The 25137-nt window shown below is 59.9% G+C and carries 24 protein-coding genes; 6 read left to right on the forward strand and 18 right to left on the reverse strand.

The features are described 5' to 3' along the window. Positions 1 to 65 precede the first annotated feature (65 nt). The 4 genes from AC5ZGW_RS34715 to AC5ZGW_RS34730 are packed head-to-tail and all read right to left on the reverse strand — an operon-like array spanning position 66 to position 4487. Positions 66 to 1013, reverse strand: a complete 948-nt coding sequence (locus tag AC5ZGW_RS34715) for an amidohydrolase family protein (protein ID WP_130226414.1) — start codon at positions 1011 to 1013, stop codon at positions 66 to 68. Positions 1014 to 1020: 7 nt separating this feature from the next. Further along, on the reverse strand, positions 1021 to 1866 hold the full coding sequence (locus AC5ZGW_RS34720; RefSeq protein WP_130226413.1) for a fumarylacetoacetate hydrolase family protein: 846 nt from the start codon (positions 1864 to 1866) through the stop codon (positions 1021 to 1023). Between the two features lie 43 nt (positions 1867 to 1909). Then, positions 1910 to 2818 carry an NAD(P)-dependent oxidoreductase gene (locus AC5ZGW_RS34725; RefSeq protein WP_165435256.1) on the reverse strand — a complete coding sequence of 303 codons (909 nt, stop codon included), beginning with the start codon at positions 2816 to 2818 and terminating at the stop codon, positions 1910 to 1912. After that, positions 2805 to 4487 (reverse strand): FAD-dependent oxidoreductase, encoded by a 1683-nt coding sequence (locus tag AC5ZGW_RS34730; RefSeq protein ID WP_130226411.1) that lies wholly within the window; start codon positions 4485 to 4487, stop codon positions 2805 to 2807. The genes AC5ZGW_RS34725 and AC5ZGW_RS34730 overlap by 14 nt, the downstream gene beginning before the upstream one ends. Before the next feature lie 147 nt (positions 4488 to 4634). On the opposite strand from AC5ZGW_RS34730, the gene AC5ZGW_RS34735 reads away from it, so the two are divergent. From AC5ZGW_RS34735 to AC5ZGW_RS34760, 6 genes are all read left to right on the forward strand, one after another. Then, the gene (locus tag AC5ZGW_RS34735) at positions 4635 to 5396 is read left to right on the forward strand and encodes a GntR family transcriptional regulator (protein WP_130226410.1); all 762 of its coding nucleotides are present in this window, start codon (positions 4635 to 4637) and stop codon (positions 5394 to 5396) included. 601 nt (positions 5397 to 5997) lie between these two features. Further along, positions 5998 to 6912, forward strand: a complete 915-nt coding sequence (locus AC5ZGW_RS34740; protein ID WP_130226409.1) for a beta-keto acid cleavage family enzyme — start codon at positions 5998 to 6000, stop codon at positions 6910 to 6912. Between the two features lie 127 nt (positions 6913 to 7039). Further along, positions 7040 to 8026: a hypothetical protein gene (locus AC5ZGW_RS34745; protein ID WP_130226408.1), complete on the forward strand. Its 987-nt coding sequence runs from the start codon at positions 7040 to 7042 to the stop codon at positions 8024 to 8026. Between the two features lie 427 nt (positions 8027 to 8453). Then, entirely contained in the window at positions 8454 to 9182 is a 729-nt protein-coding gene (locus AC5ZGW_RS34750) for a LuxR family transcriptional regulator (RefSeq protein ID WP_130226407.1), read from the forward strand. An 85-nt stretch (positions 9183 to 9267) separates the two neighbouring features. Beyond that, positions 9268 to 9900 (forward strand): acyl-homoserine-lactone synthase, encoded by a 633-nt coding sequence (locus AC5ZGW_RS34755; RefSeq protein WP_130226406.1) that lies wholly within the window; start codon positions 9268 to 9270, stop codon positions 9898 to 9900. 78 nt (positions 9901 to 9978) lie between these two features. After that, positions 9979 to 10944 (forward strand): LysR family transcriptional regulator, encoded by a 966-nt coding sequence (locus AC5ZGW_RS34760; protein WP_496114030.1) that lies wholly within the window; start codon positions 9979 to 9981, stop codon positions 10942 to 10944. Here the strand turns inward: AC5ZGW_RS34760 and AC5ZGW_RS34765 are convergent. The 14 genes from AC5ZGW_RS34765 to AC5ZGW_RS34830 form a co-directional block, all read right to left on the reverse strand. Beyond that, positions 10911 to 11156: a DUF2274 domain-containing protein gene (locus tag AC5ZGW_RS34765; protein WP_130226404.1), complete on the reverse strand. Its 246-nt coding sequence runs from the start codon at positions 11154 to 11156 to the stop codon at positions 10911 to 10913. The genes AC5ZGW_RS34760 and AC5ZGW_RS34765 overlap by 34 nt on opposite strands. Before the next feature lie 3 nt (positions 11157 to 11159). Beyond that, complete coding sequence (locus AC5ZGW_RS34770; RefSeq protein ID WP_130226403.1) at positions 11160 to 12371, reverse strand: TraB/TrbI/VirB10 family type IV secretion system protein; 1212 nt, start codon at positions 12369 to 12371, stop codon at positions 11160 to 11162. Next, a complete protein-coding gene (gene trbG / locus AC5ZGW_RS34775) occupies positions 12368 to 13402 on the reverse strand; it encodes a P-type conjugative transfer protein TrbG (RefSeq protein ID WP_165435255.1) in 1035 nt (344 codons plus the stop codon). The genes AC5ZGW_RS34770 and trbG overlap by 4 nt, the downstream gene beginning before the upstream one ends. Next, positions 13399 to 14082, reverse strand: a complete 684-nt coding sequence (gene trbF / locus AC5ZGW_RS34780; protein ID WP_130226402.1) for a conjugal transfer protein TrbF — start codon at positions 14080 to 14082, stop codon at positions 13399 to 13401. Before trbF ends, trbG begins: the two co-directional genes overlap by 4 nt. Positions 14083 to 14180: 98 nt before the next feature. Further along, positions 14181 to 15410, reverse strand: a complete 1230-nt coding sequence (gene trbL, locus AC5ZGW_RS34785) for a P-type conjugative transfer protein TrbL (RefSeq protein ID WP_130226401.1) — start codon at positions 15408 to 15410, stop codon at positions 14181 to 14183. Beyond that, on the reverse strand, positions 15407 to 15778 hold the full coding sequence (gene trbK-alt, locus AC5ZGW_RS34790) for a putative entry exclusion protein TrbK-alt (protein WP_130226400.1): 372 nt from the start codon (positions 15776 to 15778) through the stop codon (positions 15407 to 15409). Before trbK-alt ends, trbL begins: the two co-directional genes overlap by 4 nt. Next, positions 15778 to 16506 (reverse strand): P-type conjugative transfer protein TrbJ, encoded by a 729-nt coding sequence (trbJ, locus tag AC5ZGW_RS34795; RefSeq protein WP_130226399.1) that lies wholly within the window; start codon positions 16504 to 16506, stop codon positions 15778 to 15780. Before trbJ ends, trbK-alt begins: the two co-directional genes overlap by 1 nt. Next, positions 16503 to 18944 carry a conjugal transfer protein TrbE gene (gene trbE / locus AC5ZGW_RS34800; protein ID WP_130226431.1) on the reverse strand — a complete coding sequence of 814 codons (2442 nt, stop codon included), beginning with the start codon at positions 18942 to 18944 and terminating at the stop codon, positions 16503 to 16505. Before trbE ends, trbJ begins: the two co-directional genes overlap by 4 nt. 10 nt (positions 18945 to 18954) lie before the next feature. Beyond that, positions 18955 to 19218 (reverse strand): VirB3 family type IV secretion system protein, encoded by a 264-nt coding sequence (locus AC5ZGW_RS34805; RefSeq protein ID WP_130226398.1) that lies wholly within the window; start codon positions 19216 to 19218, stop codon positions 18955 to 18957. Further along, positions 19218 to 19541 carry a TrbC/VirB2 family type IV secretion system protein gene (locus AC5ZGW_RS34810; RefSeq protein ID WP_130226397.1) on the reverse strand — a complete coding sequence of 108 codons (324 nt, stop codon included), beginning with the start codon at positions 19539 to 19541 and terminating at the stop codon, positions 19218 to 19220. The genes AC5ZGW_RS34805 and AC5ZGW_RS34810 overlap by 1 nt, the downstream gene beginning before the upstream one ends. A 1-nt stretch (position 19542) precedes the next feature. Beyond that, positions 19543 to 20457 carry a P-type conjugative transfer ATPase TrbB gene (gene trbB / locus AC5ZGW_RS34815; protein ID WP_207231037.1) on the reverse strand — a complete coding sequence of 305 codons (915 nt, stop codon included), beginning with the start codon at positions 20455 to 20457 and terminating at the stop codon, positions 19543 to 19545. 203 nt (positions 20458 to 20660) lie between these two features. Beyond that, positions 20661 to 21086 carry a ribbon-helix-helix domain-containing protein gene (locus AC5ZGW_RS34820; RefSeq protein ID WP_130226395.1) on the reverse strand — a complete coding sequence of 142 codons (426 nt, stop codon included), beginning with the start codon at positions 21084 to 21086 and terminating at the stop codon, positions 20661 to 20663. Positions 21087 to 21092: 6 nt separating this feature from the next. Then, on the reverse strand, positions 21093 to 23081 hold the full coding sequence (locus AC5ZGW_RS34825; RefSeq protein ID WP_130226394.1) for a conjugal transfer protein TraG: 1989 nt from the start codon (positions 23079 to 23081) through the stop codon (positions 21093 to 21095). A gap of 36 nt (positions 23082 to 23117) precedes the next feature. Next, positions 23118 to 24881 carry a relaxase/mobilization nuclease domain-containing protein gene (locus tag AC5ZGW_RS34830; protein ID WP_130226393.1) on the reverse strand — a complete coding sequence of 588 codons (1764 nt, stop codon included), beginning with the start codon at positions 24879 to 24881 and terminating at the stop codon, positions 23118 to 23120. Between the last annotated feature and the right edge of the window lie 256 nt (positions 24882 to 25137).

The raw sequence follows: 25137 nt of genomic DNA on the forward strand, positions 1-25137 counted from the left end.
AACGCTTGATATGCCCTCTGCATATTGATCTTCCGGTGCACCCCCGCGCACGCCGAGACCGCCGCCTAGGAGCGCTCGCCGTGAAGTCGCCTGGGATTGGTCACAAATACCTTGCGAGCATCCTCCGCATCGGGCAGGCAGCGATAAATGAGTTCGACAAGCTCGGCGTCGTTGACCGGCGTTTTTGGATATTCGGGATGCGGCCAGTCCGTGGCCCAGACCGCACGATCAGGCGCAGCCTCGAAATACGCGCGCGTAAACGGAATCGCGTCGTCCCATGGCTGTTCCGTCGATGAACTGCGATCGCCATGGGAAAGCATGATCCACCAGTTGTCGCGCTTCAGCAGATCAAGGATGATCCTGGGACCTGGTTGCCCCATACCATCGGTGAATGGCATGTGCCCCATATGGTCGATGACAAATGTCCCCTTTGCCGCAGCAAAGACACCCTGCAGCTCCTGCAACTCCGGAGCGGTAACGTGTACGCGCGCATGCCATCCAAACTGAGCGATCCGTTCGAGCGAACGCCGGAACTCCGGCACCGTCGGAGTGACATTGAGGCGTTTCCAGAAATTAAACCGGGCACCGCGGACGCCAGCTTCATGCAGCCGCAGAAGCTCCTTATCCGAAATCTCGTCGTTTACGATGGCGATGCCGCGATAGATAATGCCCTCGTATGTGCCGTTCTTGCCCCGCGATAACGCGTCGATAAGCACACTGTGGTCGGCTCCATATATGCTGGCCTGGACTATCGAAACGTAGGTCATGCCCAACGTCGAAGCCAGGGCATGAACCTCCTCAAAGTAGGCCTTCGGAGGCGGATACGCCCGCTGCGCCCGAGGTGGAAAGCGCGCTGGATCGCCATAGACATGCACCTGGCAATCCCAGGATCCTGCCGGCAACTTCGGCCGCGGCGGGCGCGTCGTGCGCACGAATGTTTCCCGTTCTGTCATCAATCCCTCCCACAAGGCTTTTCGAAGCAAGCCGGACAGGTTCAGTTTGGCCGTTTTCAACCTCAGCTCAGGCTTCCGCAACGACGCTGTTTTCGAGCAGGCCGATTCCGTCAATCTCGACAGTGACGCGATCACCGGGCTTGAGATAGAGCTTTGGATTGCGGCGATCGCCTACGCCGCCCGGCGTACCCGTGACGATTACGTCTCCGACCTCAAGTTGGGTAAAGCCCGAAATATAAGTGATAAGGTCTTCGATGCTAAAGATCATCTGGGCCAGGCTCGCGCGCTGAACCTCAAGATCGTTGACCCGTGTGACCAGAAACGTCGCAGAGCGTTCGCCGATTTCGTCAGGCGTTACCATCCAGGGACCGAATCCGCCGGTACCGTCGAAGTTCTTGCCCGGCGTCCATTGGTGCGTATGCCGCTGCCAATCCCGCACGCTGCCATCGTTGTAACAGGCGTATCCAGCGACATGATCGAGCGCGCTTTGATGCGCGATGTGACGGCCGGGCTTGCCGATTACCAGAGCGAGTTCGCCTTCGTAGTCGAATTGGTCGCTTTGCTTCGGCTTAATCAGGGCTTGCTTGTGCGCTATTTGAGAAACGGATGTACGTAAGAACAATGCCGGGTACTCGGAATCGGTACGCCCCGTTTCCTGAACATGCTCGCGATAATTCAAGCCCACACAGATGATCTTGCCCGGATGTTGGATCACCGGCAGATAGGTCGCTTCCGAGAGTAGATATACAGGCGCGCCGCGCGGGACCTCGCGGTTCGCGAACTTGTTTGATCCAAGAAAGCTCTTGAGGTCGGGCAAATCGCGGAAGGCCGCGCCGAGATCAATAACGCGATCACCGTCGACCACTCCATAGGTCGAGCCGCCCTTCTTGTTTCGAAAACTCATCAACTTCATCACAAATCCTCGTTCGAGCTGACACGGCGATCCACGATCGCGCTTACTTTTCCGATCGCCCGATCCCATCGGCGACGAAACGGACGAGCTGAGCGAGATCGCGATCCCCCCAGCCATGCTGAACCGCCTGCCCGGCAGATCGCGCTGCTGCGGCGGACGCCGGTAGATCGAGTCCTGCTGCGGCGGCACTTTCTTGCATGCACAAAAGGTCCTTGTACATGCCCGCGAGATCGAACTCGACGGAAGAGCCAGCATCGAGAATTTTGGGAAGCTTGGACTGCAACGCGCCCACTGCCGCCTTGCTTTCGACAATGAGCGAAAGCATCGCGCCCAACTCGAGTCCGTTCTTCTGCCCCAGAGCGAGTGCTTCACCAAGCGTTTGCCAGTAGGACGCAAGCGGCAAGTTGAGTACCAGCTTCATCGCGATGCCGGCGCCGACTGGCCCAACGTGCACGAGTTTGCGGGCGAGATGCTCCAACACTGGACGAGCCGCGGCGAGGTCTTCATCGGGTCCGCCCGCCATAACAATCAGTTCGCCGTTACGCGCCGGCGTCACCGTGCCAGAAATTGGCGCGTCGATAAAACGCCCGCCGGCTGCCTTCACGGCCGTGCCGGCCTGTTTAACGATTTCGATTGTCGCCGTCGTCATTTCGACGATGACCCGCCCGGCAAGCGAACCAGCGCAAAGCCCGGCGGGACCGAAGTAGACGTCGCGGATCGAATCCGAATCGCGCACGACGACGATGATCGTTTCGCATTGCTCGACGACAGCGCGACACGTTTCGACGATGCGCGCACCCCTTTCGCGGAGCGGCTGCGCACGCGTCGCCGTCCGGTTCCACACAACCAAGTCATGTCGGGTATCGCTTAACCTTTGTCCGATTGCGATACCGATCCGCCCCGTACCGATGATGCCGACACATCCCGCCGCGTTCTGATCAAACAACTCCATGCCAATCTCCCGAACGAGCGATCTTCGTGGCGCTTGCAAGCCCAGTATGGCCGGTGATCTGCTTGAGTATGTCGCGCGCATCACCTTGCAAGCGATCGGCGCGCCACGCCACATGCTGATCCGGGCGGACCAGCACGAGACGGGCCGCGTAGAGCGTTGCAAGTTCGCGTTGCGCAAGGTCGAGGCGCTTCAGCGGAATGCCCAAGGTATCCGCCGCGTTTTCAATTACAGCTGCATGTGGCGCAGCCGCGGGATCAAGCACCAACAAGGTGAAATCCGGCCCAAAGTGATCGAACAGCGACGAGCCGTCCTCCATCCACCAGTGAGGGGCAAGGCCGCCCGGCCGCGCCGAGGGCGTAAGCTGCATCGGATCGTCGTGTGGCGGCGAAGTACCGTCCGCGACAATGATGGGCGAGCCGTCGTAATGGTAGCCCAGAACAACGCCGATCGCCTTGAACTCTCGTGCCTTGGTCTCGAGAATCCGCCGGCCGACATCCTGGCGCACCGCCTCGCCCACTGGCCCTTCGGTCTCCAGACTTTCGTTGACCATGTGGTAGGTGACGAATGAGTAATTATGGGCCGCTTCGCTGATGACTTTCTGGTGCACCGGCTTGCGTTCGACTTCATAGGAATCGAGCAACACTTCGCCGCCCCAGCCCTTCACCACCGCAGCGATCTTCCAGCCAAGATCCACGGCATCACCAATTCCCATGTTCATGCCGTATCCCCCCATGGGAGGATGCAGATGACACGCATCGCCGGCAAGCAGGATTCGACCGTCCGAATAGCGTTCCGCGACAAGCTTGTGTGCAGACCAGGTATCCGTTTCGAGAATCTCGAACTCGATCTCGCGGCCTAACGCTTGCGTGATTTTTTCACGAGCCTGCTTGGGATCGTAAGGAATCGCGCCGTTGGGCAGTTGTGTCGAGAAGAACCACGTATCGCCCCGATCCATCGGTCCGATCACTGCCGGGCAATCAGGATTGACCAGCCAATAGGAGATTGCCTTGTCCTGCGGGTGCCCCCCGGTCAGACCCGGAGCGCGAAAGATCGCCAAATAATTTCCCATATAGGCGTGATCGCCCACCATGCGAATGGTGAGCAGGCTCCGTACGCGGCTGCGCCCTCCATCTGCACCGACTACATAACGCGCGCGAACGGAGAACGGCTGCTTGGAGCCGATATCCATCACTGTAGCGGTGGCGCCATCCGCGTCCTGCGCCAGATCATCAAGCCGCGCACCAAACTTCAGGGTAACGCCGGGCAGCTTTCCAAGATGCTCCCGCAGACATGCTTCGACGGCGTATTGCGGGATCCATTGTGCTGATTCCGGAAACTTCGGATCTTTTTCGCGATAGCCGAAAAAGACATTCTCGAACTTTGCAAGCGGTCTGCCGAATAGACGTGTCGCAAAGACGATGTCGCTCGGATAGTCCGGCGGCAATGGGCCGGCTTTACGAATGGCTTCGGCAATCCCCCAGCGGCGGAGAAGCTGCATCGAACGCACGTTCGTAGTCTTGGCTCTCGGTTGGCGGCCACCGCGATCATTCTGCTCAACGATGATCACATCAACGCCTCGTTCGCCCAGCTCCACAGCCAACGCCAACCCGACGGGTCCGGCCCCGACGATGAGCACGTCCGCTTCACGACCCTGGCCGCTTGCCCGCATACGCGTTTCCCCTGTGTGGCGCGCACTAAAATATATGGAAATGGCTAAGTCAAGAGATCATATATTATTTTTGTGAATGCCGGTTTTTCGTGATTTTGCGGATTCGGATCGCTATATAGATTCCTCACCCTTGGAGTCGTTGGGCCCGTGACCAGCAAACATCATCCCGTCGCCTCGAACGGAGCGTCGGCGACGAGCGCCTCGCTCGTCTATGAGTTGCTGCGCAAAGACGTTCTGTACGGCGCATTTCCGCCCGATTCCAAACTCGGGATCGACAGTTTGAGCGAGCGATATGGTGTCGGGTCAATACCGATCCGCGAAGCGCTCAACCGACTCTCGGCGGAGGGCTTCGTCGCGAAGGAGGATCAGAAGGGCTTCTTTGTTCCGGCCGTCAGTATGGACGAGTTGTGGGAACTCACGCGCACGCGCTGCCTTCTTCATAATATTGCCGTGCCGGAGTCCCTCGATCATGGCGACACGGCCTGGGAGGAGCGACTGGTCCTCGCGGCTCACTATCTGTTTAAAACCCCGCGGCAGTCCACCGGCTCAATCAAGCTTAATCCGGAGTGGGATGCCCGGCATCGCGCCTTTCATCTGGCGGTGATCGATGGATCTCCGTCGCGCTGGATTCGTGATTTCCACGCCAACCTGTTCGATTACGCAGATCGTTATCGGCATCAGTATATTTCGGCGGAAACCCACGTTGGTTCCCGCGACGTCGAAGAGGAACATCGTGAAATACTGGACGCCGCAATCTCCAGGTCGACCGAGCGGCTCATCGAACTCCTCAATGATCATACGAGGCGGACCACTGAGATTATTGCGCGCAGCATGCCTGAACAGCTAAGGCCGAAACACGGACCTACAAAAAAGCAGGCGACAAGACTTGGACGTCCGTCGGCGGGTTGAAGTGCCCACACCAAAACGAGCGGCGTCCCGCCCCATCCGCGAGACGGTCAGACGCGACCAAGCGCGCACGACAACTGAATGAGAATCCGCGCAGGATGACAAAGCACTTCCGATTCGGGTGAGGACCACGCGAAGCGGAACGTTAGCTTATTTTATGGAGCGACGCGCAAAGGCACGACTCAATCGCGCCAAGAAAATTGCCGGTCGGCCTGTTAGTGCCGTCGGAGAAAGTAGCGGCGCCAGCGACGTAGCCCCGACAAGCAGTTGATGAGCTACCGAGACAATGTTGCGGTGTCGGCACGCCTCGCGGCGAATCTCGCTGCAGAGATCGCCCTCCAATCAGCCCCGGTTCGAAAGTTAACTACTCAGCAGCCGTAAAACGCGGCTGCCAAGCATCCGTCACGTGGCTCGGCCGCCCATTTGCAGCAGCCGACGTCAAACGGCCTGAGGGCCGATAGGTGCATGAGTTCTGGCGCGGTGCTCCTCTCATTTCATGCCTGATAGATTTTGACCAACAAAGCCATAAAATATATGAATCTATAAAAAGCTTGCAATCATATGTTTTATGAACTAAGTCGTCAAAAAACGGCAGGGGACGGGAATGAAGGGTTCAACGATCATCACGTGCGCAGTGACCGGGAATCACACGACGCGCGCGCAGCATCCAAAGCTCCCTGTCACTGCGCAGGAAATTGCGACCGCTTGCCTTGAGGCTGCGGAAGAAGGCGCCGCCATCGTCCATATCCACGTCCGTGATCCCGAGACGAGTACGCCGTCGATGGACATCGGCCTCTATGAAGACGTGGTTCAGCAGATTCGAAACCAGAACGCCGCTCTCATCATCAACCTAACGACGGGACCGGGTGGCCGATTTCATCCTTCGGAGCACGATCCGGTCGTGCCTGGTCCGCGCACCAACCTCCTGGTTCCGGAAAAGCGCGTTGAACATGTTGCGTTGATCAAACCCGACATCGCCACACTCGATCTCAACACGATGACATTTGGCCGCGAGGTCGTCATCAACACTCCGGGAAACGTCGCACGCATGGCCCGCGTAATACGGCAAGCTGGCGTCAGACCGGAGCTCGAACTCTTCGATTCCGGTGACATTGCGTTGTGCCACGATCTCATCAAGGACGGCGCGCTGGATCCGAGCCCACTCTGCTCGATCGTCATGGGCGTCAAATATGGTTTCCAGCCCTCGCCGGAAACCCTCCTTTACGCGCGGAATCTCCTGCCTCCTCGTGCGATCTGGACCGGGTTTGGGACGGGTCGCTGGGCCTTCCCAATGGTGGCACAAGCCGTCCTTGCAGAAGGTAACGTTAGGGTCGGTCTCGAAGACTCGGTCTACATTTCGAAAGGCGAACTCGCCGCCTCAAACGCGGCCATGGTCAAAAAGGCCCGTCGGATCATTGAGGACCTCGGCCGCCGAGTTGCAAGCGCTGAAGAGGTCCGTGAGCTGCTGGACATTCCTGTGATCTCGCTGACCGAACGTGACAGGAACGCGCCTACGTAGCCCGAAATGCACCACTGCTTCGATGCAACGCATCGCAAGACCCGTCGCTCGCCTCGCCGATCGACGTAGGAGACTTTTTGCCACGCCTACTTCAGTCAACGAATCACCATTTCATGGGGGTATAGAAATGCGTTGTTCTCCAAGGGTAACAGCCGCGATCTTGCTGTCATTTGCGGGGCTTTCATCGGCCAGCGCGGCCGATACGCCGGCCAAGGCCGAACCCTTCAAGGCTGTTCCAGATAATCCCTTCTTCTCGGTGAACGACAATCGACTGACCTTCGCCTACATTTTCGACGGGACGGATCCGGGTGTCCCAGGCAAGACAGCGAAGCAGGTCTATGCCTTCACGCACTTCGACGTTTGGGCCTACGGCACCAACTTTTTCAACATCGCAATGTACAAATCGGATCACAACGACCCGGCAGTGGGCGGCACAGCTGGCGCCACCGAATTCTTTGGCAGTTTGCGGAGCACCATCGGCTTCAATCAGGTATTCGATACCACCGCCTTCACCGTCGGCCCGCTGAGAAACGTTTCGTTTGAGTTCGGCGGCGATGTCGAGACGGAAAACAATGTCGTTGCTCCTGCCAAACGCGCCGGCGTTCTCGGCGTGCAATTCGCTTTTGACCTTCCTTACAAGGGTTACATCAACGTTGCGCCGCTGTATTACAAGGAGATCAATCACAACGCGTTCTTTTCGTGCGCGGTGATCGGTCGCCCGCCCTGTCTGCTCGACGGAAACACGGAGTTTCGTGGAACATGGGCCCTCGAATTGAACTACTACATGGACCTTGGTTTTCTGCCGGAATACCTTCCACTGTCCGTCAGCGGCCGCGCAAATTTTGTCGGTCCCAAGGGTAATCAGGCCAGTCCAATCAACATTAGCATCCCCACCGTCGTGGAAATCAACTCCGAGCCCATTCGCTTGACGCTCGACGCCAGCAAGGTCTTTTGGGGACCGAAATATTCTCACTTCGTCGACGTGTGGGTTGCTTATCGCTATTGGCAGAACAAGTTCGGCCTTGATCACTTAAACAATCCGACCTGCACCAAGCTCAGATCCGGGAGCTGCACCGAGTCCTCGCTATATTCCGGCATCAGCGTCAAGTTCTGACACGACTCGCCCCTGAGTTCTTTCGACTGGCGCTGCAATGCTCCTGCGGCGCCAGTCTTCCCGAGTAGGGCGTCCAGAGCGTGACATAGGTGCACTTGCTGAGGGGAGCAGGTTCGATCGGATCAAGATCAGGGCCGGCAATTAAGCCTAGTTGCCGCTGGCCAACGTCCCGATGACAGCAGTTCGCGATCAATCCCCGTTGGCGGTCAATTCGAGTGTTATCCGGAAGCCGGCCACTGCGCCTCTCGCCAGACCGGAAGCTCGCAGAGGGGCTCGTTGATATACGAACTATAGGTTCAGATCATCTTTGTCATGCGTCTGGTGGCCTTGCATTACCATTTGGATGAAGGATCGGAGCAGGGCCTCTCAAACGACAGCGGCGTTTCACGCATCGGCTTCATTGCTGGAGGAGTCAGAGACAGATCCAATGCATCGTGTGTTTCAGAACTTCATCGATCTCTTGTCGACAGCAAAAACTATACAGGACTTTTCTACAGCTATGGCGGACACAGCGACCGCTTTTGATCTATCTTGCTTCGCGTATCTCGCATTGTCGCGGTCCGATCAACGGAAGCCGCGCCTAATCTCCACGTATCCTTCTGGCTGGACAACTCATTATTTGCAGAACAGCTATCAAATCATCGACCCAGTGATTGGAGAAGCGCTTCAGAGCGCTGAACCCTTTCGGTGGGGAGTTGATTTCCGATCGAGGTTTGGTTCGCCGGGGCAGCAACAACTCTTCGACGAAGCCGCGCAATTCGGAATTCGGTTTGGCTTTACTGTCCCAATTCACGATGGGCACGGTCCAGTCGCTGCGCTGACGTTTGCCACTGACGAAACACGGCCGCGATTCGAGCATTTCGTCGATTTGCATGGACGAGTTCTTCAGCTTATGGCGATGTACTTTCACGCCCATGTCCGCCGCAAGCTTACGAACGAATTTAGCGTGGATGGAATACGCTTGTCGCGTCGCGAACTCGAATGCCTGGAATGGGCTTCACAAGGGAAAAGCTCTTGGGAGATCGGGTGCATTCTCGGCATCTCGCGCAACACAGTTGCATACTACTTAGAGAATGCGAAAGAAAAGCTGGGTGTTCGGACTGTCGTGCAAGCCGTAACACTCCTGGCGGCTGCGAACAAAAGAAAGCAAAATTAGGACGCGCGTCCCCCCACAACGACAGGTAATGAATCATACAAGGAATGGCGCTTCAAAAGAGTTCATGAACACTTTTGGAGGACCTATGATTCAACTTATCACACCACCTTCGTATGGGGAGTTTTCCAGCACGCTCGTTGAAATGCATCGGTTACGCTATCGTGTTTTCAAGCTTCGCATGGCATGGGACGTTCAAACCAGCGGCGATATGGAGGTTGACGATTTCGATGCACTGCGTCCCGCCTACCTAACGCAGCTATCTGATAACGGCCAGGTGCAAGGCTCCGTCCGCCTCCTCCCTACCCTTGGTCCCACCATGCTTCGCGATACGTTCCCCGCGCTTCTTGAAGGCCAACTTGCTCCATCAACTCCTACGGTTTGGGAAAGTAGCAGATTCGCAATCGATGTTGATGCCGACGCCCCAAAGGGAGATCACGGTATAACTCGAGCCGCTTACGAGCTGTTTGCGGGAATGGTTGAGTTCGGGCTTTCACGACAGCTCACGGATATCGTTACCGTCACAGACGTCCGGATGGAAAGAATCCTTCGACGAGCCGGTTGGCCGCTGCGACGCATAGGCAGTCCTTCCACAATCGGCAATACCTTGGCCGTGGCAGGTTATCTCGCAGTTTCGAGTGAGATTCTCTCCCACCTTCGTAAAGCTGGTGGTCTTTCGACGCCGGTTCTTTGGACGCCAGTCATCTTCGCGGCCGCCTAGAACAATCCATGCCAACCATCGAGACAGACGTCCCCGCGTGGAGCGGGGACGCCGTGTCTTGCGGTTTCCTACTGAGCTATGAACATGACCGAAATTGGGAACAGGAACGATCGGCGGAGCGCAGCGAGAGCCATTGACCTCCAGCAGCTTCGCCTGGCTGTTGTCGCTTGTGACTTCGGCAGCTTTCGGCGGGCCGCAGAAGCGCTTTCGATCAAGCACAACGTCCTCAGCCGTTCTATCAGTCAGCTCGAATATCTGGTCGGCGCGTCACTGTTTGAGCGCTCAAGCGGTGGAATCAAGCCCACTCTCACAGGCCGGGCGGTTCTACGAATTGCGCGGCTGATCCTTGAGCAAGTAGACATGCTCGTTGACACCGGGAGATCCGGTGGTCGCGGCGACACGGGCCATCTTGTCATTGGCTTCTACACGTCTATGTCCACCGGCAATTTGCGAGCTACGATAGCTGAGCTCAAGAAGCTGCTGCCACAGCTTGAGTTGGCAACGATGGAGCGCTCTCGCTCGCGTCTGATGACTGCTCTCCGTAATGGTACTGTTGATATTGTCGTCAGCCCTGGACGTCTGCCTTCAAAGGACATCAGATCACAGTTGCTATGGAGCGAACGCATCCTGATCTCGCTGCCCCAGGATCACCCTCTGGCAGCACGCGACACAATCTTTTGGACCGACTTGCGTAACGAAAAGATCCTTCTAAGTGAGTACGACCCCGGACGGGAACTGGAGGACCTGCTGATCTCGAAGCTCGTACTGCCCGACGACCGCCCCACCGTAGAGCGCCACGATGTTAGCCGTGGTATCATCAAGAGCCTGACAAGTATGGGCATGGGGCTCAGTCTCGTAATGGAATCGGATATTGGTGCAAGCTTCGCTGGCCTCGTGTACCGGGAGTTGCAGGACGGATCGGGACCAAGCCGGGTCGACTTCCACGCGCACTGGCGCGACGACAACGAAAATCCGGCTCTGAAGCGTTTGCTCAATCTGCTGGCAGAACGCTATCCCTCACCTCCGCCGGCTGTTGGAGATTGACGGGTTCGTCTCGCCTTAGAAAATCCGCGGTCCGTGGCCATGAAGCGCGCCAGCATGGGCGCGATCAGCTTTGCCGGATCGATACGCTGCCCGTTTTCGCGTGCCACGGCCTCTGCATAGGCGACGAGATCCCGATGCACTGATGCTGGAAGCTCAGTGGTGACCTTGACCGGCTTGTCATCAGGCAGCACTCCTATTCTAAGCTTGGACATTTCCTATCCTCCGTAAGGCGCAAGAATGAGGTCGCGATTGACGACAATGCGAACCGGGAAGCCAGGTCGCACGGTCAGAGTGGGCTGGATGTTGAGACTGCGCCGAACTACCTGCTGTCCGGTCTGGTTCAGTGAATCCGACGCGCCGTGCCGCAATGCCTGGATGATTGCGCTGTCGTTGCTGTTGGTGTCCGAGCCTGCACCCAGTTCGGTCCCGACAGCCAGAAACGTCGAAAGTGCGGCAGCCTTGAATAGCTCACCCCAATGATTGTCGACCTGGTCTTCGAGGCCCGCATACCCAGAGCTGTCAGCGCCAGGCTGCCGCTCGAGGACGATAGAACGTCCATTCGGCATGATCAGCCGCGTCCAGACCAGCAGGACGCGGGACTGGCCGAATGTGACCTGACTGTCGTAGATCCCAATCAGACGCGCTCCCTGAGGCACAAGCAGAAAGCGGCCAGTCGGCGTGTCAAAGACATTTTCGGTAACCTGCGCGGTGATTTGGCCTGGCAGGTCCGATCGGATTCCGGTTATCAGGGCACCGGGAATTACTGTCCCGGCCTGCACGATATACGGGGAAACAGGCTTGGTGATGCGGTCAGGGCTGACCGTGCGTCGGTCCACGGAAGCATTAACGAAGGCAAGCTTCCGGTCTTGGCCGTTCTGCGCAGATCCATCATCGCCGGCACTCGTTGCGCTTGCCGGCACGACGCGCTCGCTGCCAACAGCCGCAGCGGCGGACGGACGCACTTCTCCTCTATTCGTCGCAGCGAACAAATGGCTCCTGCGGGCTGCCTCGGTCTCCTGGTCCCGGCGCTGCTGTTCCGGATCAGTACCGATCGGAGGCAACTGGCCTTGAGCGGCAAGGATCGGCCGACCGAGATCCCCGGGGAGCGGCGGACCAAGCTGCGGGATTGGCTGGCGCGGAACGCCGGCATAGTCCTTCGGCAGCGTCGTAATTCCGTCGGCAACATTGTGATGATCCGTGCTGTAAAGCTCATCAGCCGCCTGGTTTCGTGGCCGGTTGTTTTGCAGCGACCATAGGACCGCTCCGCCGATAAGAAACAAGGCAATCGCACTTCCTCCGGCCAGCACTTTTCGAGACAACCGTGTCACGCGTGGATGCTCCGCTCTCAGGCGGAAGCTTCCGGACACATCCTCTTGTGTCGCCGGCGGGACGGATGGATTGTGATCGTTTCCACGCAGGCTGGTCATGACGACGGTCTCCCGTCAGTCCTGACAATCCTGACCTTCTGCTGGTGCTCACCACCCAGCCGCAGTTCGGCGGCTGCAAACAGCCGATCCACGATCAGGACGTTGCCGTACGCGCGATAGTTGACGAGCTCTGTCTTTCCGTCCGGGCCGATGACAAAGAGAGGAGGCAGCTCGCCTTGCACGATCCCCGCCGGAAACTCGATGTAGACCTTGCGGCCATCGTCATATGCGGCGATAGGTCGCCAGGGAGGAGTGTCCCCTTCGATGGCGTAGCGGGCGATACGCTGCCCCGGATCTGGAAGAATGGGTTTCAGGGTGGCTGAACGCGACCGTTCGCGTATCGTTTCGGGATAGTACCAGGCAACGGATGGCATGTAAGGCCGCTCGCGGGAGCGGAGCTCGATCAGATAGGTGCGCCGATCGGTATTGACGACAAGATTGGTCTCGATCGAAGCTCGAGTGGGCTTGACCAGGATATGGACGCGCCGCGTGTCACCGCTCCCACTCTCCGTATCGCCCACGACCCAACGCACGGTATCGCCGGCCGCAATGGGCCCTGATCCCGTCAGTTGCTCTCCCTCCTCTAGCGCGATATCCGTGATCTGCCCGGGCGCGGCGTAAATCTGATAGAGCGCCCCGGGACTGTAGGCATAGATTTGCGCTGCGTTGAAATATCCCCGTTTGCGCGGTTCAACACGGGCTGCGCTGTTGGCCGTCTCTACCCGGCTCACAGGCTCAGGCTCTTCCTTCCCTCCCGACTTGCCGCCGAGAGCCGGCTTCCAGAGCGGTGGAACGTGAAGCGGTCCCGACCTGTCGTCGAGGGCCAGTGGCGGCGCCGGCAACGGAGGAACTTCAGCGTCATAGCTGATCTCCGGCGGAATGTACGTCGCGCACCCACCAAGCATCGACGAACAAAGCAGGAGAGCGTGCAGACATGCTCGTTTCGCGGTCACGAACTTGGGCCAAGCCGAATTGAGCCTCCTTTGCACGAAGGGATGCTTCGAATGAACGTCAGACGGCGTCTTGGTCACTGACTCAACTCCTTTGACCAGTTGATGGCGCGGACATAGACGCCAAGGGGATTCTTGCGCAGGCGTTCGGCATCGCGCGGTGTCTCGATCACGATCGTGAGAATTGCCGTCCAGCGTTCGGTCGAGCTCAACGAGCCGTTGTCGTAGATGCGCTGGGTCCAGGCGACTCGAAAGCTTTCTGAAGACGCGCGAATGACGCTCGAGACGTCGACCGAGATCTGGGCCTTGCCCAACTTCACAAAGGGGTCGTTGTTGCGCGCATAATCGTTGAGCGCGGCCGCGCCACGATCCGTCGTAAAATCATAGGCGCGGAGCCAATTCTGGCGCAGAACGATACCGTCCGCGGGTAGGCCTCTGACATCCTCGATAAAGCGCGCCAGATGGTAGGCGATCTGCGCGTCTGTTGGCTGATAGTCGATGTTGGCCGGCGCAACCCTTTGGGTCTGGCCGAGGTGATCGACTTCGACCACCCAGGGCGTGATCGAGCCCTGGCTCGATTGCCAGACAAGGCCTCCAGCAAGACCGGCCGATAGCATAAGGCAGCCGAACGCCATCAAACGCCAGTTCCTGGCCTGCACGCGGGCGGATCCAATGCGTTCGTCCCAAACCTGCGCGGCCTTTTGATAAGGCGTGACCGGCTCGGGCATGCGCCCGTAGTGAACGGAAGGTCGTTTGAACATCGATAGTTGCCCCTGAGATCAAGTGATCGGTTTCGAGTCGTGCGGTGTCCGCGTTGAGTAGCCCGCACAGCGGGTGCCAAAGACGCAGTGGCTGCGTGTCAGCGCTCTCCTTCAGACAAATCGACGGAAGAGCCGCTCCCACCGTGATCGCCTGAGCGGACCCCGTGGCCGGCAGCCGACGCACCGTGCCGAATAGTTTCGGCACGCTTCATGCGCCGCGCCCAATCGGGCTGCCCTTCGGCCGAACTGCTCGCAGCCTGTGCGCCGGCTTCCCCACCTCCGCCGAGCGCAGCGACCGCACGACGTAACGGGTTCATGGCAGCCGAAGTGCCAGCCTCCGCGACGCCAGCAAGGCCCCCGCTTCGATAGGCGGCTGATGCTCCGCTTATGACTGCGCCGCCACCGCGCGCGGCGCTTGCAATCGCGCCGCCAGCGAGACCGGCACCGCCCGCGGCGAGGCCCGCGCCCGCCGCAACAATACCGCCAGCGGCAAGGCCCGTTCCAATCGCCGCACCGGCGCCGAGCTGCGGTCCGCCAGACACCAGCCCGTTGGCGATACCCGGACCGAAGATACCGAGGCCCAATAGGGAGAGCGCCGCGAGCACCAGAGTCATCGCGTCTTCGATGGTCGGCTGTGCGCCGCCAAAGCCAACGGTGAACTGCGAGAACAGGGTCGATCCAATGCCGACGATGACGGCCAGGACCAGGACCTTGATTCCAGAGGATATGACGTTGCCCAAAACTCGTTCAGCGGCGAAAGCGGTCTTGCCAAACAACCCAAAGGGAATGAGCACGAAGCCTGCCAGCGTCGTGAGCTTGAACTCGATCAGGGTGACGAAGAGCTGGATCGCCAGAATAAAGAAGGCGAGCAGCACCACCACCCACGCGAACAGGAGGACCACGATCTGGACGAAGTTCTCGAAGAAACTGATGTAGCCCATCAGGTTCGAAATCGAATCGAGCAACGGTCTCCCGGCATCTAGTCCGACCTGGGCGATTTTTCCCGGTCGCAGGAAATCGGATGCGGATAGGCTTGCGCCCGATGCTTTCAGCCCAAGGCCGGCAAAGCTCTCGAAGACGATGCGCGCCAGGCTGTTCCAGTTACCGATAAGATAAGCAAAGACCCCTACAAAGAGGGTCTTCTTGACGAGGCGCGCGATGATGTCTTCGTCCGGCCCCCAACTCCAGAACAACGCGGCGAGCGTAATATCGATCGCTGCAAGGGCCGTTGCGAGATATCCGACATCGTTACCGAGCAACCCGAAGCCGTTGTCGATGTAACGCGTGAACGTTTCCAGGAATTGGTCGATGATACCGGTACCAGTCATGGCTTGCTCGACTCAGGTCTCGCCAAGTTCGGATATCCCCGCGGGATCCGGCTTTGATCTTTTGGGACAGGTCCCGAGTTGGCTGAATCATCGTGGCCGGAAGCTGTGGCGCTGTCCTTCTTGCCAAAGAAGCGACGGCGGTTTTCGTCCCAAATGCGCTTACAATGGTCGTAATCCAACGTTTCCTCCGGAGTGACGCCGCGGCAGCGTGCGAGAGCGGAGACGGTTGCATCATTGGTCGTCTGCCCCGCCTTCGGTGGCGGCGGAGAATCGTCTCCGCCACGCAGTTGAATCGTGCAGGCTGCGACGGCTACTAGGCCGATTGTCGTAAGCAGCGACAGCGCTTTGAACGCCTTTACGTTGGTCATCAGTGAAACATCTGCACGTTGGACGACTGATAGCCCTGCCCCGGTGTAAGGAACCGCCGAAGCTGTTCTCGTCCCTGATCTTGGGCCGAGGCGCGCTGAGCCGCTTCGAGGCTCTGCGCCCTGCCCTGTGCCGTCACGACGGCGGTAAGGTCGGCGAGCTGCTGCGCGTTCAGTGCGAGAATCTGATTGCCAGCCTGCGTTGCCTGCAGGGCGCCGCTGGCACCTTGGCTTGACGTTACGAGCGCTGACGTCTGGATGCGGTTGGTATCGAGGTTGCCAACGATGCCGGCCTGAACCCGGAGCGCGTCTTGCGTTGCCGCATAGGTATTTTGCCAGCGCGATTGAGCATTGGCGACGAACAACTGGCTCGACTGGCTGCTAGTGGCCGGCGCGTAGCTCGTTGAGAACGCGCGATCGATCTGCTGGACGTCGTAAGCAATGCGCTGCGCCTGGGCAAGCAGCTGCTGGGTGCGCTGGATCGAGGATTGCAGTTGCTGCAATGATGAATATGGCAGATTTGCCAGGTTCTTTGCCTGATTGATCAGCATCTGCGCCTCGTGCTGCAACGAGGTGATCTGATTATTGATCTGCTGCAGCTCCCGCGTGGCGGTCAGGACGTTCTGAACGTAGTTATTGGGATCGAAGACGATCAGCGCCCGTGCGGGCACCGCGACGCCAAGCACCAGCGCGATAGTGCCAGCCGCCGCCAACAGGCCAAGACGCCTCATAGGGATTTCTCCAGATTGACGAGATTGGGGATCAGGTCGAGGGCCCAGGCGACGCCACGGTGCTGTAGCCAGGCCGGCACGAAGCCGTCAGGTCCATGTTCGACGAGGAGTTGCGCGATCGCGGCTTGGTCTGTCTTGGAAGAGGCTGCGGTAAAGGCGAGCGCGACCTCACCAAGCCCAAGTTCGAACATCCGGTTGCCCCGACGCGACTGGCAGTAGTAGTCGCGCTTTGGCGTTGCCCGGCTCAGAAGTTCGATTTGGCGATCGTTGAGTCCGAAGCGGCGGTAGATGGCAGTGATCTGCGGTTCGATCGCCCGTTCGTTCGGCAGCAACAAACGAGTTGGACAGCTTTCGATGATCGCCGGCGCGATCGCGGAAGCGTCGATATCCGAAAGTGACTGGGTCGCGAAGATGACGGAGGCATTCTTTTTCCGAAGGGTCTTCAGCCATTCCCTAAGCTGCCCCGCAAAGTCCTCGTTATCGATGGCAAGCCAACCTTCATCGACAATAAGAAGTGTTGGTCGGCCGTCGAGACGGTCTCCAATACGATGGAAGAGATACGCCAGAACGGCCGGCGCGGCACTCGTTCCGATCAAGCCTTCGGTCTCAAACGCCTGGACCGAGGCTTCGCCGAGACGTTCGAATTCGGCATCTAACAGGTGCCCGGACGGACCGCCGAGGCAATAAGGTTGCAAGGCGCGTTTCAGAGAGTTCGATTGGAGCAGGACTGACAGGCCCGTGAGGGTACGTTCCTTCCTCGGCGCCGAAGCGAGAGATGTCAGCGCCGACCAGAGATGATCCTTGACCTCCGGGGTGATCTCGACCTTTTCCCGTGCCAGGATCGCGCCGATCCATTCCGTTGCCCATCCGCGCTCGGAAGGATCATCAATCCAGGCCAGCGGCTGCAGGGCGACGGGTTGTTCACCTCCGTCGGACAATGCGCCGCCGAGATCATGCCAATCACCGCCCATGGCGAGGGCGGCAGCTCGAATCGAACCACCGAAGTCAAACGCGAAGACCTGCGAGTTCGGATAACGCCTGAACTGTAGCGCCATCAGCGCGAGCAGCACTGACTTGCCAGCGCCTGTCGGCCCCACCACAAGGGTATGACCGACGTCGCCGACATGGAGCGAGAATCGGAACGGCGTTGATCCCTCCGTCTTGCCAAACAGGAGCGGCGGACCCTTGAAGTGCAGATCCCTCGCCTCGCCCGCCCACACGGCCGACATCGGAATCATATGGGCGAGATTGAGGGTCGAGACCGGAGGCTGCCGCACGTTCGCATAGACATGCCCCGGCAGGCTGCCCAGCCAGGCTTCGACGGCGTTCACCGTCTCGATCATGCAGGTGAAGTCGCGGCCCTGGATGACCTTCTCGACCAGCCTCAGCTTTTCATCAGCAGCGTTGGGATCGCGGTCCCAGACCGTAATGGTCGCCGTGACAAATGCTTGTCCGATCTGATCCGAACCCAATTCCTGCAGAGCTGCGTCGGCATCAAGCGCTTTGTTGTGGGCGTCGGTATCGAGCAGCGTCGATGCCTCGTTGGTCATGACCTCCTTGAGGATGGCGCCGATGGATTTTCTCTTCGCGAACCACTGGCGGCGGATCTTCGTCAGCAGCTTGGTGGCATCGGTCTTGTCGAGCATGATCGCCCGGGTGGACCACCGATACGAAAATGGCAGGCGATTCAGATCGTCCAGGATCCCCGGGGTCGTCGCGCCCGGAAAGCCGACAATCGTCAGGACCCGCAGATTGGCTGAGCCCAACATCGGCTCGAGCCCGCCGGTGAGCGGCTGGTCGGCCAACAGCGCATCGATGTACATGGGAATTTCGGGCACCCGAACCCGATGACGTTTGGTCGAGATCGTCGAGTGCAGGTAGGTCAGCGTGTCCTGATCATCGAGCCAGATGCATTCCGGCATGAAACCTTCAACGAGTTGAAGCACACGGTTGGTTTGATCGACAAACCCGCGGAGCACCTCGCGCGCGTCCGCGCCGGCGGTGCGATCGCGGCCCTCGTAGAGCAAGCGCTCTGCCCTGGAGGCCCCCTCCGCCGGCGGCAGATAGAGGAACGTCAGGTAATAGCTGGATTCGTAGTGGGCGCCGGCCTCCTCGAACTGAGCTCCGCGCTCGGCATCCACCAGCGCGGATGCGACATCCGGAAAGGTGCTCGGGGGATAGGCCCCGGCAAAATGACGCTGCGCCTCAACGAATACGGCCCAACCGGATCCCAGGCGACGCAGGGCGTTGTTCAGACGACCGGCGACGGCGACGAGTTCGGCCGGCACCGCACTGTCGAGGTCGGGTCCCCGGAATTTTGCCGACCGTTGGAACGAGCCGTCCTTGTTCAGGATGATTCCCTCGTCGACGAGGGCTGCCCAGGGCAGGAAGTCGGCGAGACGCGCGCTGGAATGGCGATATTCAGCAAGGTTCAACATGACCGATAACTCAGAGGTTGAGATGGCCGGGAATGCGCAGATGTCGGCGCACGACATCGACAAAGGCGGGATCGCGCTTCGCGGCCCAGACGGCGGCCATATGGCCGATGAACCAGAGGACGAGACCCGCGATCCAGAGCCGCAGTCCCAGCCCAAGGGCTGCCGCAAGTGTGCCGTTGACGATCGCAACCGATCGCGGCGCGCCGCCCATCAGGATTGGCTCGGTGAGCGCGCGGTGAACGGGCACGACAAAGCCTGCCACCTGATCATGCATCAGATCACCACGCCGCCGCCGAAGGAGAAGAACGACAGGAAGAAGCTCGAGGCGGCAAATGCGATCGACAGACCGAACACGATCTGGATCAGCCTGCGGAAACCACCTGACGAGTCTCCGAACGCGAGCGTGAGCCCGGTCACGACGATGATGATGACTGCGATGATCTTCGCAACCGGACCTTCAACAGACTGCAAGATCTGGTTGAGTGGCTGCTCCCACGGCATGTTCGAGCCAGCCGCCCATGCCGGTGCCGACGCAAAAAGCACCATGCCGAAACCGGCCGACGATGCACCTCGAAGAAAGCTAAATTGCCGACGCATGTCAGTCTCCTGCTGATGAAAGGGTGTAGTCGCCGGCGGCGCCAAGCCCGGTGACGAGGGCGAGCTCAGCGAGGCGACGGTCAGCGCCGCGTCCCGCAAGCACGGCGACGAGGTTGATGGTCTCGGCGATCAGGGCGCGCGGAACCGTGATGACGGCTTCCTGGATGAGCTGCTCGAGCCGCCGCAGCGCGCCGAGCGCGGTGCCCGCATGAATAGTGCCGATGCCGCCGGGATGGCCTGTGCCCCAGGCCTTAAGCAGATCGAGCGCCTCAGCACCTCGCACTTCACCAATCGGGATGCGATCAGGTCGAAGGCGCAGCGAGGACCGAACGAGGTCCGATAGCGTAGCCACGCCGTCCTTGGTTCGGAGCGCTACAAGATTGGGCGCTTTGCACTGAAGCTCGCGCGTATCTTCGATCAGTACGACCCGATCAGTGGTCTTTGCTACCTCGGCCAGGAGTGCGTTCGTCAATGTTGTCTTGCCGGTCGATGTCCCGCCGGCGACGAGGATGTTCTTCCGTGCGGCGACCGCGTTCTGCAGGATCTTGGCCTGCTCCGAGGTCATAATCCCCCTGGCGACGTAGTCGTCGAGCGTAAACACGGCGACGGCCGGTTTGCGGATAGCAAAGGCCGGTGCCGCAACGACCGGAGGCAACAGACCTTCGAAGCGCTCACCGGTCCCAGGCAATTCGGCCGAGACCCGTGGCGAGCCGGCATGCACCTCGGCACCGACGTGATGCGCTACGAGGCGAACAATGCGCTCGCCGTCCGCTGCCGATAGGGTTTCGCCTGTATCGGTAAGGCCACTCGACAACCGGTCGATCCACAGCCGCCCATCCGGATTGAGCATTACCTCGATGATCGCTTCGTCTTCGAGGTAGCCGGCAATCGCAGAGCCAAGCGCGCTGCGCAGCATTCGCGCGCCGCGCGAACTCGCTTCCGATTGAATGGAATGGATTGCCACCGTTTTCCCCCACCGAACAAGGACGCTCAAGCGCGCCCTCCGATGGGGATGATTAGAAAAGGCACCAATGGACTTAGTGCAACGAGCGCCTTCGGTGATCGTAGACTGGCGTAGAAAAAGGAAAGAGCGGAATGATAACTCTTCTGCCTCCCCGCTCAGGTCTCACTGCTAGGGTCCTGACTTCGGATATCTTCTGGAACTTCGCGCAGAAAACTTTGTCCCTTTTGCAAACGACGCCCGAGCGCCTCGACAAATCCTTCAAACCGCTCCCTGCCCTTTGCCTGGGCGGCCGCTTGCGCATCATTGGGCAAGGGCGGCGTGATCGTCAGCCAGAAACGAATGAAGAGGGCCAAGGTTTCGGCGGTCAAACCGACGTCGCGTTCCAGCCTCTGCATCTGACGGGATAACCGATCTAGGCGACGAGCAAACGCAGCTTCTCGCCTGTCCGCTCCGTCGGGTGACAAAAATGAAGCGACGGCCGCTTCCACGATCGCAGACCGGGAAAGCTTCTTGCGATCGGCGAGCTCCGAGATCTGCTTCAGAAGCTCTGGCGGAAAATACACGTTCATCCGGTCACGCATATTGCCTCAGAGCTCCATGCCGTCGTTCGGGTCCATGGCGACTTGACGGGCGACGCCGCGCATCTGTTGACGTATGAGCCGCGACTGGCGGACCGCATCTTCGTCGTCGTCAAGCACGGCGGCAAATTCCTCCGCCGGCGTCGGTTCGGTCGTCTCCTTGGCGATCGCGACGTGATCGGGGAGTTCGGGCTCACGACGGAGCCCGCTGTTCGCCGTGTCCTCCTCAGCCTCCGCAGCTTTGTCAGTTGGATCTGCCGGCGGATTCAACGGTCCAAGCGCTGACCATCCGTCCGTTCGTTGTGATCGGCTGGCACTCGCCGGATCGGGCGGCGGCAGAACCCGCTCGGTGAATCGTCGATCCTCGTAGTAGCGGACCTTCTTCGCCCGGATGGGCGGCGTGCCCGCCACCATGACGATCTCGTCCAACGGCGGAAGTTGCATGACTTCACCGGGAGTCAGCAGCGGCCTTGCCGTCTCCTGGCGCGAAACCATCAGGTGCCCCAACCAGGGGTTCAACCTGTGGCCGGCATAGTTCTTCATTGCCTTCATCTCCGTCGCCGTACCCAAAGCGTCGGATACGCGCTTGGCGGTCCGCTCGTCGTTGGTTGCAAAACTGACGCGGACGTGACAGTTGTCGAGGATCGCGTTGTTAGGTCCGTAGGCCTTCTCGATCTGATTGAGCGACTGCGCGATCAAGAAACTCTTGATGCCGTACCCCGCCATGAAGGCGAGCGCAGACTCGAAGAAATCAAGCCGGCCAAGCGCCGGGAACTCATCCAGCATCATCAGGACGCGATGTCGGCGGTCGCGGGCGTGTAGGTCCTCGGTCAGCCGTCGGCCGATCTGGTTCAGCACCAGACGGATCAACGGTTTGGTCCGCGAGATATCGGAGGGCGGCACCACGAGATAAAGCGTCGCAGCCTGGTTATCCGCGATTAGATCGGCGATCCGCCAGTCGCAACGGCGGGTTACCTGCGCCACCACAGGATCGCGATAGAGTCCCAGGAACGACATCGCCGTGGACAGGACGCCGGAGCGTTCATTCTCTGACTTGTTGAGGAGTTCGCGCGCGGTCGAGGCGACCACGGGATGAGCACCCTGCTCGCCAAGATGCGCGGTCGTCATCATGGCTTTCAGGGTCGCCTCGATCGGCCGCTTCGGGTCGGACAGGAAGGCGACGACACCGGCCAGGGTCTTATCCGCCTCAGCATAGAGGACGTGAAGGATGGCTCCGACCAAGAGCGAATGACTGGTCTTCTCCCAATGGTTCCGCTTGTCGAGGGAACCTTCGGGGTCAACCAGCACGTCGGCGACATTCTGGACGTCGCGAACCTCCCATTCTCCGCGCCGGACCTCGAGCAGCGGGTTGTAGGCTGAGGACTTCGGGTTGGTCGGGTCGAATAACAGGACGCGGCCATGCCGCGCGCGGAAGCCAGCTGTCAGTTGCCAGTTTTCGCCCTTGATGTCGTGAACGATGGCCGAGCCGGGCCACGCCAGCAAGGAGGGAACGACAAGACCGACGCCTTTGCCGGATCGTGTGGGTGCAAAACACAAGACGTGCTCCGGTCCATCATGGTGGAGATAGTGCCGTCCGAAGCTACCGAGCACCACACCATCCGGACCGAGAAGTCCGGCCGCTCGAACCTCCGCCGCCTCAGCCCAGCGCGCCGAGCCATAGGTCTCCGCTTTCTTGGCCTCGCGCGCGCGCCACACCGACATGCCGATCGCCACCGCGATCGAAACGAACGTCCCCGACGTAGCGATCAAGGCCCCCTCGACAAAGACCTGTGGCGCGTAGGCATCGTAGACGAACCACCACCAAAAGAAGATCGGTGGGTAGTAGACCTTGAAGCCCAACAGTTCGAACCACGGCCGCCCAAGCTCCGGCTGCCAGGCGAGCCGCCAGGCTGTCCACTCGGTTGCTCCCCAGATGGCCAGCAAGACGATCAGGCCGACGACGATCACTTGCCCCCAGAGGATTTTGGTTCCGGACATCCCGAACGCCCTTCCGCAACTGAATTGGTGAGATAACTAGATGCCGAGGTCGCGCTTCCGACCAAAGCCCCATTCGATGCCACCGCCGTCCTTCACGACGCCGGTGACGTGTTGGCCCAACTTCTTTTCGAGTTCGCGCGACCAAGGCACGAGCTGGAAGCCGAGACCGTTGTCGATCATGGCGAAGCGCCCCGAACTGAGCGTCAGCCGCTGGCGATACGTGCCCGCCACGTGCTCCCTGGAGGCGGCGTTCACGTGAGGCAGGCCAGTGTCGGCCGAGACCTTTGCTGCCACCTCGTTCAGTTCACGTCGGCGCAAGGTGTTCAGGAGGTCGCGCTGAAGGATGATGCGCTGGCTCTGCCGCCGTGCCAGCCCTTCCTGGATCAGATGCTCGGTACGGGCTTCCATGGCGTCGCGGGTTTCGCGACCGAACCCGCCCATGGCGAGCGGCATGGGAACGCGTTCAACCAGCCTGTGGTCTAGCCAAGTGGCACCTTTTGCAGTGACCTGCCCACCAAGATCGAGATCGGAACGAGTCGCCATCATCAGTGTGGGGGCCGGATCGCCGGTTTGACCGAAGCGTCGGACTTCCACGATGCCGCCGATCGGCGGTGCGTGCTCGAAAGCCTCGACGCCTCGGAAGCGCACATGGTGCGCACGTCCGTCTGTTCCGTCGATCAGGGCGTAGGCCTCGCCCGTCAGTTCGTCATGCAATCCACGGCCGACCAGCCGGCCGATGATCTCGGACGTCGGCTGTCCACCTTCGATGACGAAGTCTGCAACGCCGCGCGCTTCCCCGCGCTCGGTAAAGGCGCGGTGCATGGTCTTGATGATGTCGCCGCGCATGCCGAGGTCGCGCAAGCTACGCTCTGCCTCGAGCCCGACCCTCCATTCCCCAGGTAGCTCGGATGCGGCGAGGCCCATCTTCTCGAGGTGTTGAAGGCGACCGACCATCAGGCGCCGGATATCGGGATCGGACTTGCTGGGATTCTCTGGGCGAAGATTTATATAGCCGGTCTCATCTGCTGCGAGCCGGATCTCCCGATCGAGCCGAGTCCATCGGTCCGCCGTGACTTCCCTCTCCAGTGAATTGCGGATCTCGTGCTCCGGCTTTGGACCCAGTTCGATGGCGACAAGTTCCTCAGCGCGTGAGCGCAGGCCTTGGCTGATGTAGTCGCGCGAGATCACGAGATCTGCACCTTCCTCATCTTCGCCCCTAACGAGAAGGTGGACGTGGGGATTGTCGGTATTCCAATGATCGACGGCCACCCAATCGAGCCGCGTGCCGAGATCGGTCTCCATCTGCCTGGCGAGATCGCGGGTAAAGGCCTTCAGGTTGGTCATGTCGCCGGCATCCTCAGGCGAGACGATGAACCTGAAATGATGCCGATCGTCCCTGCACCGTTCTGCGAAAGCCGCGCCATCGGCGCGGTCGCTGCCAGCATCGAACATCTCGGCCCGTTCACCACTCCGGGTCACGCCGTCACGCTTCAGATATGAGAGGTGGGCGGTCAGTGGTGCGGAACGGAAGGCTCGCCCCTTATGACGAACCACGCGCGCCTTCACCACGACGCGCCGCGTTGGGCTGAACAATCTGGCGCGGCTGAAGGCGATGCGCCCGCGGCCAAACGTCGAGCGCCCAAAAGCCGCCGAACGCCTGCCAGCCGCAGCCTGCCCCGAGGTGTGACCGGCTTTCTTCGCGGCACGTAGCACCTGGTTGATGAAGCTCTTTTGCTTTGGCGCACGGGTACTGCGGATGCGCCCAGGCCGAATGCGCAGGTCGCTGTCGCGCACGCTCACGGAAGGGCCTCCCAACGATCAAAAGCGCCTACAGTGCCGAAAACGCCTTTGATTGCATTCTTAAAAATGCATGGCGCGGCACGCGCCCCGACCGACCGGCACGCCAGAACCCAAGCCATGCCAATGGCTTGCGGTTCGACCGGCGAGCCCCTTTTATCTCGCCGTCCTACCGTCGTGGTGTAAGCGTCGGAATCTTGCACGACTTCCCGAGAGTGCGTTGGCGTTCCATATCGGGTTCCTTGCTGCAAGGGAGGAT

This window comes from Bradyrhizobium sp. Crot121, assembly GCF_059512385.1.